The organism is Stenotrophomonas sp. NPDC077461 (assembly GCF_049545475.1).
In the GTDB taxonomy this organism is placed as follows: Bacteria; Pseudomonadota; Gammaproteobacteria; order Xanthomonadales; family Xanthomonadaceae; genus Stenotrophomonas; species Stenotrophomonas nematodicola.
In genome coordinates, this window is the sequence record NZ_JBMWDO010000015.1 from 57279 (window position 1) to 74351 (window position 17073).

A 17073-nucleotide genomic window follows, 5' to 3' on the forward strand; every position below is an offset into this window, starting at 1 on the left:
CATGCAGGACGAACACACCGGGTACAGCCTTTCGGAGCAACAGCGGACCCGCCTGGCAGCACGCCCGGCCGATCATGCCGGGCGCATCGGCGTGCATGCTTGGGCGCTGGGCGCCGGGCTGGATCCCGCGCGCCTGCAGGCGGCGGTAAGCGCGGTGGTCGACCGCCATGAAATCCTGCGGACCGGCTATCCGGTCGTGCAGGGCTTCAGCGAGTCGCTTCAGGTGGTCCTGCCGCAGGCACGGATCGACTGGCTGCCCTCCACGGGAAACCTCGCGGACGACCTGGCGCTGCTGGTCGCGCGCGCCCCCCTGGCCGTCGGGACGCTGGAGGCCATCGCGTCCACCCACGCGCAGGGCGACCATCTGCTGCTGCGCGGCACCGACCTGCAGTTCGACGCCGTGTCGCTGGCGGTCTTCGCGCGTCATCTGCAGCGTGAACTCGCCGGCGATACCGATGCACGCGAGGACGCCATCGTCCAGCACGCCGACTACGCCGAGTGGCAACAGCAACAGTGGCCCGCCCGGGCCGAGGGCCATGCCGACGTCCACCTGCAGCGGATCCTGCCGTTCGCCCGTCCGGCAGCCGGCGCAGGGCGCGAACGTGGCCGCGTCGCGTTGACCGTCCCCGCCGCGCTGGCCACGCAGGTACTGTCTCCGGCGCAGCCGGGTGGCGCGAGGGCGCGCCTGCTGTTTGCCTGGCTGCAGGTCCTGCGCCGGCACCAGGGCGACACCCTGGTCCACGTCGACCTTGAAGCCCCGTCGCGCGTCGCCGAGCTGGACGAGGCGATCGGGCCCTACAGCCAGCGTGTCGCCGTCGGTGTCGAGGTCGATCCTTCCCACGCGCTTGGCCAGGCCCTGGCGCAACTGGAGGCGACGGTCGCCGCCGCCGCTGCCAGCGTGGCCTTCGCGCCGGCGGCATCGGGTGGCCTGGCCGGCTTCCTCCATCGCGTGCATGTGGCCGCACCGGTAGACGCCGTGCACCTGGTCGCGTCGCACCCGGCCGACAGCGAGGGCGCGCTGGACCTTGTCTGCGAGCAGTTCGGCGACCGTCTGCAGCTCATGATCCAGTACGACCGCGGGCAGTACGGGGATGCGGATGCTGCCGTGCTGGGCGAACAGTTCCTGGACGCGCTGGACGCGGTGTGCACGTCGGACCTGGAGACGCCGGTGGCCGCGCTGTCGGGACGCGCGGCGGGCACCGCCGCCAGTGCCGTCCTGCACGGGCCGCTGCTGCCGCCCGTCGCCGCCGACCGGCGGGGTCTGGCTGGCCTGTTCCTGCACGCAGCGGCGCAATCGCCGGCGCGTGTCGCACTGGTCCGGGAATCGCAGCAGCTCACGTATGGCGACCTGGAGCGCCGCAGTGCGCAGCTGGCCGCGCACCTGGCCGCGCTGGGGGCCGGGCCGGAGCGCCGGGTCGGCGTCTGCCTGGCCAATCCGCTCGACATGATTGTCGCGATCCTGGCGGTACTGCGCTGCGGGGCAACCTACCTGCCACTCGATGTTGCCTACCCGCAGGCGCGACTGCGCTACATGCTCGCCGATGCCGGCGCCGCGTGGCTGATCGTCGATGACCGCCAGGCGCAGGCGGACCTGTGCGACGGCCTGCCGGTGACATCGCTGGTGTTCGGTGACGCCATGCAGACCCCCGCCGGTCATCCCGGCGTGGATGCGGACCTGCATCCGGAGACCGCCGCGTACATGATCTATACGTCCGGTTCCACCGGACAGCCAAAGGGCGTCTGCGTGCCGCACGCCGCCATCCTCGCGTCCACCGCGGCACGCGGGCTGGGCTATCGTGATCCGCCGCAGTGCTTCCTGCTGCTGTCATCGTTCTCGTTCGACAGCTCCATTGCCGGCATCTTCTGGACCCTCGGGTCCGGCGGCACACTGGTCATGACCACCCCCGAGGTCGTCCACGACATCACCTGCCTGTCCGAGCTGGTCCGCGCCCGCCAGATCACCCACACCCTGATGGTGCCGTCCCTGTACGCCACGCTGCTGTCGTCGGGCGATCCGGCCACCCTGACCAGTCTGCGCACCGTGATCGTTGCCGGCGAGGCATGTCCGCCGGCGCTGGTGGAGCGTCACCGCGCGCTGCTTCCGGCCACCGCACTGTTCAATGAGTACGGACCCACCGAGACCGCCGTGTGGTGCACGGTCGAGGATCTGGGTGCTGGGGGACCGCGTGTGGGCATCGGGGCTCCGACGGCGGGCACCCGGATCTACCTGCTGGACGGCCACGGCGACGCGGTCCCGGTGGGGGTGGTCGGCGAAGTCCACATCGGGGGCGCGGGCGTGGCACGCGGCTACGCCGGCCGCGCCGATGCCACCGCCGAGCGCTATCTACCCGATCCGTTCGGCACCGGCCCCGGTGCACGCCTCTACCGCAGCGGCGACCTTGCGCGCGCCCTGGCGGACGGGCGCCTGGACTACGTGGGCCGGATCGACGCGCAGGTCAAGATCCGCGGACACCGCATCGAACTGGGCGAGGTGGAGTCGCAGCTTGCGCAGCATCCCGCCGTGGCCCAGTGCGCGGTTGTCGCACGAGGCCAGGCCGGCGAGCAGGTGCTGATCGCCTACTGGAGCGCGCACGCAGATGCGGCGGCCGACGTTCTGCAGCTGCACGACCACATGCGGCACCGGCTGCCGTCGCACATGCTGCCGCAGGACTACCTGCAGATGGACGCGCTGCCGCGGACCGCCAACGGCAAGATCGATCGCGGCGCGCTGCCCGATCCCGATCAGCTGCGGGCAACGTCGGTGCATGTCGCGCCCGAACCCGGCATCGAGACCCGGTTGGCCGCGCTGTGGGAGGCGCTGCTCGGCGTGGAGGGCATCGGCCGCAACGACAACTTCTTCAAACGCGGTGGCCACTCGCTGCTGGCCATGCAGTTGATCTCGCGCATCCGCGACGCGTTCGACGTGGAGGCACGGATCAAGCTGATCTTCGACCACCCCGAGCTGTCGGCGATGGCGGTGCAGCTGCAGGCGCTGATCGAGGAGACCGCCGACGCAGGCCCGGCACTGGATGTGCTGGAGCTGTGAGTGACGCGATCCGCGGCCATGCGCCGCGGAAGGACTGACAAGGCAGGACGCGCGCGGCATGGGGCAGGCGCGGGCCATGCCGGGAAACGGACGCAGGATCAACGATGAACAGGACGTACATTGAGCAGTTGCGCGCGAAGGGCCTGGAACTGGCCGCGCATGGGGATCAACTGCGGATCAGCGCGGCAAAGGGGGTCATCACGCCCGCGCTGGCCAGCGAGCTGAAGGAACGCAAGGCGCAGATCCTGCAGGCGCTTGCGGAAGAGCAGGCCGCGCCGATTCCGTTGTCGTTCCAGCAGCAGCGTCTGTGGTTCCTCGATGAGCTGGGCGGGCAGGACGGCACCTACAACATCTCCACCGCGTTCCGCATCCACGGTCGCATGGACGTGCCCACCTTCCAAAGCGCATTCGCCACCCTGGTGGCGCGCCACGAAGCCTTGCGCACGCGTATCGAGGTGGTCGACGGCGAGGCCGCGCAGATCATCGATCCGGGTCCCGGTTGCGGCCTGGCGGTCCATGCCGCGCCGACGCCGGTGGACGAGCGCGACGCACGCGTCGCCGCGCTGTACCAGCAGCAGGACCAGGTGCGCTTCGCGCTGCGCCAGGGCCCGCTGCACCGTTTCGAACTGCATCGGTTCGCCGAGGACGACCACCTCCTGTTGACCAACGTCCACCACCTGGTGTTCGACGGCTGGTCATCGGCGGTGATGGTCCGCGAACTGGCCGCGCTGTACACGGCCGGCCTGGAGCAGCGCCCCCTCGCACTGCCGCCTCCGGCGCGGCAGTACCGCGACTTCGCGCGTTGGCAGCGTCGCCAGCTGCAGAGCGGGCAGTGGGATGCCCAACTGGCGTATTGGACCCAGGCCCTTGAGGGCATGCCGCCGCTGCTCGATCTTCCGCTGGATCGTCCCCGCCCGCTGCAGCGCAGCTCGCGCGGTGCGACCTGTCCGATCCGCTTCGGGGCGGACCTGAGCCAGCGGCTCGCCGCATTCAGCAGTCGCAGCGGCTACAGCCCGTACATGATCGTGCTGGCCGCACTGACCGCCGTACTCGGTCGCCTGTCCAGCCAGGACGACGTGGCGGTGGGCACGATGATCGCCAATCGCAACCACGGCGAGTTCGAGCATACGCTGGGCTTCTTCGCCAACACCCTGGTGCTGCGCACGCGGATTCCCGCCGCGACCACGTTCGCCGATCACCTGGCCGCGACGCGCCGCACCGTGCTTGATGCCTTCGAGCACCAGGATGCACCGTTCGAGCGCATCCTGGACAGCCTGCAGGTGGAGCGCACGCCGGCGTATACCCCGCTGTTCCAGACGATGTTCGTCTGGCAGGGAGCGGTTACCGTTTCTCTCGACCTGCCCGGGCTGCGTTTCGAGGACATCTATCGCGACAGCGGACAGGCGAAGTTCGATCTGACCTTCACGCTCGTGGAGGAGCGTGAGGGGATCAGCGGCGGGTTGCAGTACAACACCGACCTGTTCGACGCCAGCACCGCCGATCGCATGGTGGCGTGCCTGCAGCATGTGCTCGGCCAGGCGATCGATGCGCCGTCGACGGTGCTGGAACAGATCCCGTTGACGCCGGCACCGGCAGCCCTCCGGCCCGTGGCATCGCCCGCGCCGGCACTGGAAGAGGGGGATATCGCGAGCCGGTTCGAGGCCATGTGCGATGCACATCCCGGCGCGATCGCGATCACCTGCGGCGATGAGAGCATCGCCTACGCGGACCTCGATGCGCGTGCCAATGCGGTGGCGGCGCTGCTTGCCGGGCACGGTATCGGGCGTGGCGATCGCGTCGCGCTGTTCATCGACCGCTCGGTCGATCTGATCGTGGCAATGCTGGCCGTGTGCAAGGCCGGGGCCTGCTATGTTCCGGTCGATCCCAACGGGCCGATCGAGCGCCTGCGGCACATTCTTCGTGATGCCGCCGTGGCCGCCAGCCTGGTGGGTGCCACCGAGCAGGCGCAGTACGCGCGCGTCAATGACGGCAACCCGCTCGTGCCCCGGGTGCTGGACATGGCGGCCAGCCACGGCGCCTCCCGCCGCGAGCGTCCGCGGGTCGCGCTGCGTGCTCAGGACCCGGCCTATGTGATCTACACCTCCGGCTCGACGGGACTGCCAAAAGGCAGCGTGATTCCGCACGGCAACGTGCTGCGCCTGTTCGACGCGACCGCACCCTGGTTCGGTTTCGGGCCGGACGATGCCTGGACGCTGTTCCATTCCAGTGCGTTCGATTTCTCGGTGTGGGAGATCTGGGGAGCCCTGCTGCATGGCGGCCGCCTGGTCATCGTCCCGTACCTTGTCAGCCGCGATCCACACGCATTCCATGCCTTGCTGGTCGATCAGCAGATCACGGTCCTCAATCAGACACCGTCGGCCTTCCTGCAGCTTGCCGAAGCCGATGATGCCGCTGGCGAGGCGCAGCGGCAGGCGCTGGCGCTGCGCTGGGTGGTGTTCGGCGGCGAGGCGCTCACGCTGCCTGCGCTGGCGCCGTGGTTTGCCCGGCGTCATGGCGCGGGGCCGCGCCTGGTCAACATGTACGGCATCACCGAGACGACGGTGCACGTGACCTACCGGGAGATTGTCCAGGACGATACCCGTCAGCCGCGCAGTCTGATCGGTGACCCGATCCCCGACCTCAGCCTGCACCTGCTGGATGCCGACCTGCAGCCGGTACCGACCGGCGTGCTCGGCGAACTGCATGTCGGCGGCGCAGGCCTCGCGCAGTGCTACCTCGGCCAGCCGGCCCTGACCGCGCAGCGCTTCGTGCCCGATCCGTTCGGTGCAGGCGGCGCACGCCTGTACCGCACCGGTGATCTGGCCCGCATCGGCAACGACGGGCAGCTGGAGTACGTGGGGAGACGCGACGCGCAGGTCAAGCTGCGTGGCTTCCGGATCGAGCTGGGCGAGGTGGAACATGCCGTGGCGGCGCTGCCCGGCGTCGCCAACGCACTGGTGCAGCTGCGCGACGTGTCCGACATCGGCAAGCGTCTGGTCGCCTACATCGTGCCGGATCCGGCGGTCGCGCTGCAGGACGCGTCCGCGTTGCGCGAGGCGTTGCTGGCCCGCCTGCCCGAGCACATGGTGCCGACGGTATTCATGCCGCTCGCGCGGTTCCCGCTCACCGCCAATGGCAAGATCGACGTGGCGATGCTGCCACCTCCGGCACTCGCCGTGGCGGATCGACGTGGCGCGGCCGCGCCGCGCGACGCCGCCGAGGCCGCGTTGCTGGCCGTCTGGCAGACGGCACTGGGTCGTGACGACATCGGCGTGGACGACAACTACTTTGCTCTCGGCGGCGATTCGATCCGCAGCATCCGCCTCATCGCGCAGGCCCGGGCCAGGGGCATCACCTTCAGTGTGGCGCAGTTGTTCGCGGCGCAGACCGTGGCGGCCCTGGCCCGGCTGGCCACGTTCGATGCATCTGCCGGCCCGCTGACGCCGACGCTGGCTGCATTCGCGCTGCTGGAGGCCGATGAGCGCGTGGCACTGCCGGGCGACGTCGTCGATGCGTACCCGCTTGCCGCACTCCAGGCTGGCATGATCCACCATTCGCTGCTCGACCCGAGACAGGGCCACTACCACAACGTTTCCAGCCTGGCAGTGCGCGGTTGTCCAATGGACGCGGCGACCTTCCAGGCGGCGCTGGCGGCCGTCGCCTCGCGGCATCCCATCCTGCGCACCTCCTTCAGCATGGACGGCACCGGCCGTCCGCTGCAGCGGGTGCACGCCGATGTCGGGGTGGCCTTCGACTGCATCGATCTGCGTGGATCGAGCGCGGCAGCGCAGGCGGAGGCCATCGACGCGCTGATCGCGGCGCAGAAGCAGACGCCGTTCGACCTGGAGCAGGCACCGCTGTACCGGATCTTCATCCAGCTCACGGCCCCGGACGCGTTCCAGATCACCTGGGTGGACCATCACGCCATTCTGGATGGGTGGAGCGTGGCCTCGTTCTTTACCGAGCTGTTCGACACCTACTTCCGCTTGCGCGGCGGCGCGCCCGTCGCATCGACGCCGCTGCACAGCCAGTACCGCGATTTCGTGGCGGCCGAGGGTGCTGCCCTGGCAGACCCGCACACGCGCGCATACTGGGCCGGCGTGCTGGACAGCGCCCCGTTCCTGGCGCTGCCACGCACCGCCGGTGCGGGCGACACTGCCGCCACCGCCGGGTTCCGTTGCGAGGTCGCCTTGCCCGACGGTCACGCCGATCGGCTGCGTGCGCTGGCGCGCGACGCCGGCGTGCCCCTGCGGACCGTGCTGCTGGCCGTGCACATGAAAGTGCTGTCGATGCTGGGAACGCAGCAGGACGTGGTCAGTGGCGTGGTGTCCAATGGCCGCCTCGAGCACGAGGACGGCGATCGCTGCCTGGGACTGTTCCTCAACACCCTTCCGCTGCGGATGTCGCTGCCGGGTGGCGCGAGCTGGCGTCAGCTGCTGGCCGGAACCTTCGCTGCCGAGCAGGGATTGCTGGCCAACCGGCGTTTCCCGTTGTCCGAACTGCAGCGGATGAACAGGGGGGAGCCGTTGTTCGAGGTCGCCTTCAATTTCATCAGCTTCCACGTGCTGCGCCAGATGGACGATGCCCTGCCGCAGGGGTTCGAGGTGGAGCAGCGTGAACAGTTCCAGCGCAACAGTTTCGCGCTGATGTGCGGGTTCCGCGAGGACCCCGGAAGCGGCGTGGTGGGGCTGGACCTGCAGTTCGATCCGCACCGTCTGTCACGTCTGGATGTGGAGCGCGCGGGCCGCTGTTACCGGGCCGTGCTCGAGGCCATGCTGGCGTGTCCGGGGCAGGCCCACGACGCGGCGGCGTGGCTGGACCCGATGGACCGCGATTGGCTGCAGGGCGTGGCCGAGGTCGGCACGCTGCCGGCGGCCCCGGTATCGGTGGACGTGCGCGTGCAGCGCCAGGCCCGGCTCACGCCGGCGGTGGTCGCCATCGAAGCGGCAGGCGTGCAGGTGTCGTACGGGCAGTTGGACGCGGCCGTGTCGCACCTGGCCCGCCAGCTCCGTGAGCGCGGCATCGGCGACGGTGACCGGGTTGCGGTGTGCATGCAGCGCGACGCCGGCCTGGTGATCGCGTTGCTGGCCATCCTGCGGACCGGTGCAGCCTACGTCCCGATGGATCCGGGCTACCCGATCGAGCGGTTGCAGTACATCGCCCGTGACGCAGCGCCGGCCCTCCTGCTGGCAACGCCCGGCACGGATGCGGCGCTGGCGGCGTGCGTGCCGGCGGTCATGGACGTGACGGCAACCGGGCTTCTGGCGCACGCCGCCACCGATATGCCGGCCATGACGCGCCACGCTGCCGGGCTCAACCATCTGATCTATACGTCCGGTTCCACCGGCGTGCCGAAGGGCGTCGCCATTACGCGCGGGGCGACGGCGGCCATGCTGGACTGGGCCGTGCAGACCTTCACGGCGACGGGGCTGCAGCGCACCCTCGCCAGTACGTCGATCTGCTTCGACCTGTCGGTGTTCGAGCTGTTCGCGCCGCTGTCCTGCGGCGGCTGCGTGGTGCTGGTGGACACCATCCTGGACCTCGTTCATACCGATGTCGGTGCATTGACCCTGGTCAACACCGTGCCGTCGGCGCTCGGTGCGATACTGGAGGCGGGACGTCTGCCGCGCGTGGATATCATCAACGTCGCCGGCGAGCCGCTGCCGCGTCCGCTGGTCGACAAGGCCTACGCCCATCCCGGCGTGCAGGCGGTGTTCAATCTGTATGGTCCTTCCGAGGACACCACCTATTCCACCGCCGCCCGCGTGCCGGCGGGCACGGGCTGCAAGCCCAGCATCGGCGTACCGCTTCCGGGCACGCAGGCGCATGTGCTCGACAGCGCGCTGAACAGGGTCCCGCCGGGCGCCATCGGCGAGCTCTACCTGAGCGGGGCCGGGCTTGCGCGCGGGTATCACGACCGCGCGGCGATGACCGCCGAGCGTTTCCTGCCCTGTCCGGCGGGCGCAGGAGCGGGTGGGCGCATGTACCGCACCGGCGACATCGTCCGGTTCCTGCCCTCGGGCGAACTGGAGTACCTGGGGCGCAGCGATCACCAGGTCAAGCTGCGCGGGTTCCGGATCGAGCTGGGCGAGATCGAGCACGCACTGGCGATGCTGCCCGGGGTCCAGGCAAGCGCGGTCCTGGCCGACGACCCGGCCGATGCACAGCGTCGGCTCGTGGCGTATGCGCAGGTGGACGGCGACGGCGTGTCCGAAGCCAGCCTGCTGGCAGCATTGCGCGCCCGGTTGCCGGAATTCATGGTGCCGTCGCGCGTGGTGCTGCTGCCGGCCCTGCCGATGACGCCGAACGGCAAGATCGACCGCAAGGCGTTGCCTGCCCTCGGCGTGGCGAGCGGGGAGGCGGCTGCGGCGACTGCGGTGGCGCCGCCGCGGCCGGGCACCGAAGCACTGATCGCCGAGGTGTGGAGCGGGGTGCTGGGCTGCGCGGTGGATGACCGCCATGCCGGGTTCTATGCGCTGGGAGGCGACTCCATTCTGGGTATCCAGGTGGTCGCCCGCATGCGGCGGCTGGGTTACGACCTCACGCCCCGCCTGCTGTTCGAACGCCAGACGCCCGCGGCCTTGGCAGCGTGCATCCGTCGGACCGACACGCAGGCGATGCACTGCGAGCAGGGGCCGGTCACCGGCACGGTCGAGGTCTCGCCGGTGCAGCACTGGTTTGTCGATCAGGCCCTGGCGCATTGGCAGCACTGGAATCAGGCGGTCGTGTTCGACGTGCGGCCCGACCTCGACGCCGCACGGCTGCGCCAGGCGCTTGGCCTGGTGATGGCACACCACGACATGCTGCGGGCCAGCCTGGTACCCGACGGTGACGCAACGCGGCAATGGATCGGGACGGCCGACAGCGAGCCTGTCCTCGAGGTGGTGGTCATCGATCCCCCGGGCAGTCCGCAGGGGGATGCGCAGTGGCTGGCAACGGCGGACGCGCTCCAGGCCTCGCTGCAGCCGGCCCAGGGCCGGGTCATGGCCGGCGCATGGGTCCACTGCGATGGCGGGCCTGCCCGCCTGCTGCTGGTGGCGCACCATCTTGTCGTGGACGCCGTGTCCTGGCGCGTGCTGATCGAAGACCTCGAAACCGCCTGCGCCGCCGTGGCACAGGGCAGTTCGGCCGTGTTCCCGGCAAAAACCACCGCGTACCCCTACTGGACCCAACGGTTGCTGGGCGACCTGCGCGCGGGACGCTGGAACGCCGAACGCAGCTACTGGCAGTCGGTGCTGGACACCGCCGCGCCTGCGCTGCCCCGGCAGCGGGACGGCGTCAATGACGTCCGCTCGGCGCGCAACATCAGCGTGGCGCTGGATGCCGGGGAAACCGAGCGGCTGCTGCGCACGGTGCCGGCCGCGTATCAGACCGAAATCAACGACGTCCTGCTGCTCGCGCTTGCCCACGCGCTTCGTGCGTGGACCGGCCAGCACAGCATCGCGCTGACCCTGGAAGGGCACGGCCGTGAGGACCTGTTCGACGACGTCGACCTGTCCCGCACCGTCGGATGGTTCACCTCGATGTATCCGGTCAGCCTGGTGCTGGAGCACGGCGCCGACCTGGCGGCCGACCTCAAGGCAGTGAAGGAACAGCTGCGGCGCATTCCCGGCAAGGGCATCGGGTTCGGGATGCTGCGCCACCCCGCCGCAGGCGCGGAACGTCTGCCGCGCTCCGGGGCACATGCCGACATCGGGTTCAACTACCTGGGCCAGTTCGACGCCGGTACACCTGCCAGCGCGGACCGCTGGCTGCGTCCGGCAGACGCGCCGACCGGCGCGCTGCATGCGCCGGGACAGGACCGCGCGCACCTGCTGGACATCACCGCAGCCGTCACCGGTCGACGCTTCGGAGTGAACTGGACGTACTCGGAGAACATCCACGACCGTGCGGCCATCGAGGCGCTGGCCGATGCCTTCATGGTCAGCCTGCGCGCCATCATCACGCATTGCAGCAGCCCCGGACGCTGGGGCCGGACGCCCTCGGACTACCCGCTGGCAGGGCTCGATCAGGTCACCCTGGACGGCGTGCTGGAGGCGTACCCCGACGGGGTGGAGGACATCTACCCGGCCACGCCGCTGCAGCAGGGCCTGATCCACCATTCCCTGCTTGATCCGGACGGGGGGACCTACCTGATCCAGATGGATTTCAGCCTGCCGGACGCGCTGGATGTCGACCGGCTGGTGGCGGCCTGGCAGCGGGTGCTGGCCGGGCACGCGATCCTGCGCACCGCGTTCGTGCAGCTTGCCGACAGCCGCCTGCTGCAGGTGGTCCAGCCCGCCCCGGCGCTGCCCGTGCAGCGGTTGGACTGGCGCGCCCGGCAGAACGATGCGGAGGCCGCGTGGCAACAACTGCAGGCACGCGACCGCGCCGTCGGTTTCGACTTCGCGGTGGCGCCGCTGCTGCGCCTGCATATCGCGCAGATGCCCGATCACGCACATCGCCTCCTGCTGACCTACCATCACGCGCTGTTGGACGGGTGGTCCATTCCGCTGCTGCTGGAGCGGGTGCACGCCGCGTACGCGCGTGCGGCGGATGGCCAGGCCAGCGCTGTGCCGGAAATGCCCGGCAGGCCGTTCCGCGACTACGTCCAGTGGCTTGCCGAGCGACCGGTGGAGACGGCGGAGCGCTACTGGCGCGACCACCTGGACGGCTTCAGCCAGGCAACGACCATCCTGCAGGGCGCCGCCAGCGAAGGGCTGGGCAGCGCGTGCCAGCGTCTGGTCGTATCGCCGGCGCTGCATGCGGCGATCGACGCGCTGGCGCGCCGCCAGGGCACGACCCAGAGCAGCGTGCTGCAACTGGCCTGGGCGCGGGTGGTGTCCCGCTACAGCGGCCGCCACGACGTGGTGTTCGGTGTCACCGGTGCCGGGCGACCGCCGGAGATGGCCGATATTGAAGCGTCCGTGGGCGTGTTCATCAACACCGTTCCCGCGCGGTTCCGGCTGGCGGCGAACGCGCGCGTCGGCGACCTGCTGCGCGAGTGCCACGCGCAGCAGGTGCAGCGCGACGAACATGCGTTCCTGCCGCTGTCGCGCATCCAGGCCCTGTCGGACATCCGCGCGGATACGCCGCTGTTCGAGTCACTGCTGGTCTTCGAGAACTATCCGGTGGCCAACGGCGATGGCGATGCCGACCCGACGTCGGACAGCCTGCAGGCATCGCTGCTCGGCTCGCAGGAGCGCTCCAACTATCCGCTGAGCCTGTGTATCGTGCCGACGGCCGATAGTCTGGTCGTCAACCTCAACCATGACCTGGCCCGCTACCCGGTCAGCCAGGCACGCGCCATGCTCCAGCACTTCGAGCAGGCACTGCAGGGCATCGTCGATCACGTCGATGCGCCGCTGGGTCGCCTGCCGACCCTGCTGGCCGACCAGGCAGCCGCGCTCCGCCAATGGAGCGCGGCTGCGTCGGCAGCGCTGCCGACGCGTTCGCTGCTGCAGCAGCATGCCGACATCGTCGCCCGGCATGGTGGGCGGACCGCCGTGGTCGACGCGGAGGGCAGCATCGACCACGCTGCGCTGGATGCGCGCGCGTCGGACTGGTGCGGCTACCTGCTCGGTGCGGGTGTACGACCCGGCGATATCGTGGGCGTCCACCTGCCACGCGGGCGCGAGCTGGTCGCGGTCATGCTCGGTCTGTTCAAGGCAGGGGCGGTGTATCTGCCGCTGGACCCCGCCCAGCCGGCCGAACGCCTGCGCTGGATCCTGCAGGACGCCGCGCCGGGTTGGGTGGTGTGTCCGTCGGCCGAGGCCGGTGCCGCGGTGCTGGCCGGGCAGGCGGTACTGACCCCCGACGGCCTGACCGGCATCAGCCGTGCCGGCGGGGCGGCCGGATGCGCGGCGCCGTCGCTCGATGCGCCGGCCTACATCATCTACACCTCCGGTTCGACCGGGCACCCGAAGGGCTCGCTGTCGACCCATCGCGGCCTGGGCAACGTGGCGGCGAGCCAGGCGCGCGCGTTCGAACTGGGCGTGGAGGACCGTCTGCTGCAGTTCGCGGCATCCGGTTTTGATGCGTCGTTGTGGGAGATCGCCATCGCGCTGTCCTGCGGCGGCGAACTGCACGTCGTGGACGATACCGGCAAGCAGCTCGGCGACGGATTCGACCGGTTCCTGCAGCGGGCCCGCCCGACCTGGGCAACGCTGCCGCCGTCCGTCCTGCGGCACCTGCAGCCGGACCAGTTCCCCCACCTCAGAACGCTGGTCTCGGCCGGTGAAGCGTGCGATGCGGACATCGTGCGGCGCTGGTCGGCGGGGCGGCAGTTCCACAACGCCTACGGTCCCAGCGAGGCCAGCATCTGCGCCACGCGTACCGCCGTTCGCGATGCTGCGGTATCGCCCGGTATCGGCTACCCCATCGAAGGGACGTACGCCCGGGTGCTCGACGCCAACCTCGATGACGTCGTGCCGGGTGTTGTCGGTGAACTGTGGGTGGGGGGCATCGGGCTTGGCCAGGGCTATCTGGGCCGGCCGGACCTGACCGCGGCCGCCTTCCGCCCTGATCCGGCGGCCACCGTCCCCGGGGCACGCCTGTACCGTACCGGCGACCTGGCCCGGCATCGCGCCGACGGCTGCCTGACCTTCCTCGGCCGCATCGACCACCAGGTCAAGATCCGTGGATTCCGTGTCGAAACCGGCGAAGTCGAGGCGGCCCTGTTGTCTCTTGACGCCGTGCTGGATGCGGCCGTGCTGGTCGCCGTGGACGGGCAGGGCACGCCGTGCCTGCACGCCTGCATTGCGACCGGGTCCACCGATACGCCCGCGTCGCTGCGCGACCGTCTGCGCCAGGCGCTTCGCAGCACGCTGCCCGATTACATGGTGCCGGCCCGTTTCAGCTTCCTCGCCCAGCTCCCCCTGACCGTCAATGGCAAGGTGGATCGGGTCGCGCTGGCTGCGCTGGAGCCCGCCGTTGCCGACGCGCCATCCGGCGCGCTGGCGTCGGACACCGAACGCACCCTGGCCCGGATCTGGTCGGCCGTGATCGGCGGCAGCGTTGGCCGCGACAGCGACTTCTTCGACATCGGCGGCAACTCGCTGTCTGCCATGCAGGTCATCCGGGACGTGCGAGATGCGCTCTGGCAGGGCGCCCGCATCGAGGACCTCTACCGCAATCCGCGCCTGTCCGACCTGGCGCGCCACATCGATACGCTGCAGTGGCTCACGGCGGACGCGACCGCCCCGTCGGAAGCCACGTTCGAGGACCTGCTATGACGATCATCCCGAGCCTGCTGGAGCAGCTCCGCCAGCTGGATGCGCGGCTCACCGTGCAGGACGGCAACCTGCGCATCCAGTCCCCGCGCGGCCCGTTGCCGCCGGTGCTTCGCGAGCAGCTGGTCGCGCACAAGCAGGAACTGATCGTTGCCCTTGGCGGTGGCGGCAGCGCGGCCGGGGACGCAGACACGGGTGCGGCCATCGTGCCGGTGGATCGCTCCGGGCCGGTGCCGCTGTCGTTCGCCCAGCAGCGGCTGTGGACGCTGGACCAGCTGGGTGCGGACGGGGCGACGTACGCGATCCACATGGGCCTGCGGTTGTACGGGGCCGTCGACATCGCGGCGATGGGATCGGCGCTGGATACGCTGGTCCACCGCCACGACATCCTGCGCAGTCGCTACGTTGCCATCGATGGCCAGCCGATGCAGGTGGTCGATGCGTCCGCCGGCTGCCCGTTCGACGCCATCGCGATCGACGCGGCGGACCTGGATGCCCGTCTCGCGCAGCATGCCGCGCTGCCGTTCGACCTTGCCGCCGGCCCGCTGTTCTCGGCCGTGCTGTTCACCTTGGGCGCGCAGGAACACGTACTGTCGCTGCGCATGCATCACATCGTCGCCGATGGCTGGTCGGCGGGCATTCTCCTGCGCGAACTCACCCACGCGTATCACGCGCATGCGGCCGCGACGCCGCCGGTGCTGCCGGTGCTTCCCGTCCAGTACGGCGACTTCGCCGTCTGGCAGCGCGGGCAGGTCGATGCCGCGCGGTTGGCCGCCCAGCTCGACTACTGGCGCGGTCATCTTGCCGGTGCGCCGGACGGGCTGGATCTGCCGACCGACGGCCAACGCGGCCCGCTGCAGACCTATGCGGGCGACCTGTGCGCGCATCCGCTTCCCGCCGCGCTGGGGCCGGCGGTGATCCAGCTGGCGCGGTCCCACGGGTGTACGCCGTATGTGGTGCTGATCGCTGCCTTCGCGGTCCTGCTGGCGCGGCTGGCGCGGCAGGACGACGTTGTGATCGGAGTGCCCCTGGCGGGTCGCGAGCGGCGTGAACTGTCGGGATTGGTCGGTTACTTCGTCAATACCCAGGCGCTGCGCTTCGCGCTGGACATGCGCGAACCGTTCGAGGCCGTGCTGCGCCGCGCCGTCCGCACCGTGGCCGATGCGCAGGCCAACCAAGATGTCCCCTTTGAACAGGTTGTGGACGCGCTCCAGGTGAGCCGGAGGCCGGGCCAGACGCCGCTGTTCCAGGTCATGTTCGACCTGGAAGCCGGCGCCGATCCGGCCGAGCCCCCGCCCGGGGACACGGCACTGCGCGTGGAGCCGGTGCGCAGCCCGCACACGGTGGCCAAGTTCGACCTGACGTTGAACATGGTCCAGCGTGGCAGCGCGTTCTCCGCGCAGCTGGAATACAACACCGACCTGTTCCAGGCGAACACCATCGCCGGATGGGTCCAGGCATTCGACACCCTGCTGGAGGCGGCCGTCGCGGCGCCAACCACCGCGCTGGTGGATCTGCCGCTGCAGTCGCCCGCGGGGGTGGCGCAGCGCGTGCAGGCCAGCGAGGGGCCGCGGCGCCTGCTGCAGGGCGACGTGGTCGCCCGCTTCCGCGCGCGCGCAGCGGCATGCCCCGATGCGGTGGCGCTGGACGGTCCGGCGGGCCAGTGGACCTACGCCGAGTTGGAGCGCCGCAGCGCGCACCTTGCCACCCGCCTCGCCGCCGCGGGCCTGGCGCCGGGTGCCTGCATCGCCCTGAGCTTCCAGCGCAGCCTCGAACAGGTCGCGGCGGCACTGGCCGTGCTGCGCGCAGGCCTGTGCTATGTCCCGCTGGACCCGGCCCTGCCGGCGGAGCGCGCGGCGTTCGTCGTCGAGGACAGTGGGTCTGTCCTGCTTCTGACCCACGCCGGGCTGCACCCGGATGCGCGGCTGCCGACGTGGCGGCTGGACGGACCCTGGTGGGAAGGCGCGGCGGCGGGCGCAGCCATCGACCTTCCGCTGCATCCGTTGCAGTCGGCCTATGTCATCTACACGTCCGGTTCGACGGGGCGGCCCAAGGGCGTGCGGATCGGGCATCACGCACTGCTCAACCATGCCGAGGCGATGGCGGCGCTGTTCGAGCTCTCGCCACAGGACAGGGCGCTGCAGTTCAGCACCTTCAGTTTCGATATGGCCGTGGAAGAAATCTTCCCGACCTTGCTGGCCGGCGCGACCCTGGTTCTGTACGACGACCGGATGGGCCTGGACGTGGAGGCCTTCGAAGGCTATCTGTCGCGCGAGCGGATCACCATTGCCAATCTGCCGACCGCGTACTGGCACCTGTGGACCCATGCACTGCACGGTGCCGGTGCCGCGCTGCCGGCACTTCGGCTGGTGATCGTCGGTGGCGAAGCGCCGGCCTTCGAGTGCCTGCAGCGCTGGCGTCGGTGTCGCCCGTCGGTGCGGTGGCTGAACACCTACGGGCCGACCGAAACCACGGTATCGGCGAGCTGGTGGGAAGGCAGTTCCAGCGATCTGGATCTGCTGCACAGCCGGATCCTGCCGATCGGCGTGGCGCTGCCCAACAGCGCGCTTCGGGTACTCGATGCAGCGCTGCAGCCGGTCCTTCCCGGCACGCTGGGCGAGCTGCATGTCAGCGGCGTCAACCTCGCGCTCGGTTACGTGGGCCAGCCGGCCCTGACGGCGCTGGCCTTCGTGCCGGATCCGCATGCCGGCGAACCGGGCGCGCGCATGTACCGCACCGGCGACCTGGTGCGTTACGGCGCCGACGGACAGCTGGACTACGTGGGCCGCGCCGACCACCAGGTCAAGGTGCGCGGCT

At 70.3% G+C, this 17073-nt stretch carries 3 protein-coding genes; all 3 read left to right on the forward strand.

The genetic code is table 11. The features are described from left to right. Position 1 precedes the first annotated feature (1 nt). Positions 2 to 3046: an amino acid adenylation domain-containing protein gene (locus ACPEH8_RS19220; protein ID WP_423667864.1), complete on the forward strand. Its 3045-nt coding sequence runs from the start codon at positions 2 to 4 to the stop codon at positions 3044 to 3046. 104 nt (positions 3047 to 3150) lie between these two features. Next, on the forward strand, positions 3151 to 14259 hold the full coding sequence (locus ACPEH8_RS19225; RefSeq protein ID WP_423667867.1) for an amino acid adenylation domain-containing protein: 11109 nt from the start codon (positions 3151 to 3153) through the stop codon (positions 14257 to 14259). Next, positions 14256 to 17073: amino acid adenylation domain-containing protein (locus ACPEH8_RS19230; RefSeq protein WP_423667870.1), on the forward strand; the 2818-nt coding region annotated here is incomplete at its 3' end. The genes ACPEH8_RS19225 and ACPEH8_RS19230, both read left to right, overlap by 4 nt.